Genomic DNA, 431 nt, shown 5'->3' with positions numbered 1-431 from the left:
ATCATTAACTTTGATGAAAACACAGGGGAACTGATCTACACACCAGCAGCAAGTGAAAGCGGCATGAGTGTTACGGTAGTTTACACTGTATGTAATGACTTAACGGGAGACGGCCCAAGCTTAGATGATATCTGTGCTACGGCTACGGTAAACATATCAGTAGCGACAGGTGCAGATGCAGACATGGATGGTATTCCAGATGTGGTGGATCAAGATGATGACAATGATGGAATCTTAGATGTTGCAGAAGGTCCAGGAGACCCAAGCGGAGATGATGACAATGATGGTATCCCAAACTACTTAGATGATGCACCATCAGATCCAATGGTTGGTGACACCAATGGAATGGTGGAACCAGCATACGATACAGATGGCGATGGAGTAAGTAACCACTTAGACTTAGATGCAGACAACGATGGAATCTATGATAC

At 44.5% G+C, this 431-nt stretch carries 1 pseudogene; it reads left to right on the top strand.

Annotated features, from left to right (window positions below):
* A pseudogene (locus tag Q0828_RS24405) lies at positions 1–431 on the top strand (hypothetical protein); the annotation flags it as partial.

The organism is uncultured Kordia sp., from assembly GCF_947496985.1.
GTDB lineage: Bacteria > Bacteroidota > Bacteroidia > Flavobacteriales > Flavobacteriaceae > Kordia.
Note: the sequence above shows the minus strand (reverse complement) of the source record. Positions and strands in the feature narration are given on the sequence as shown.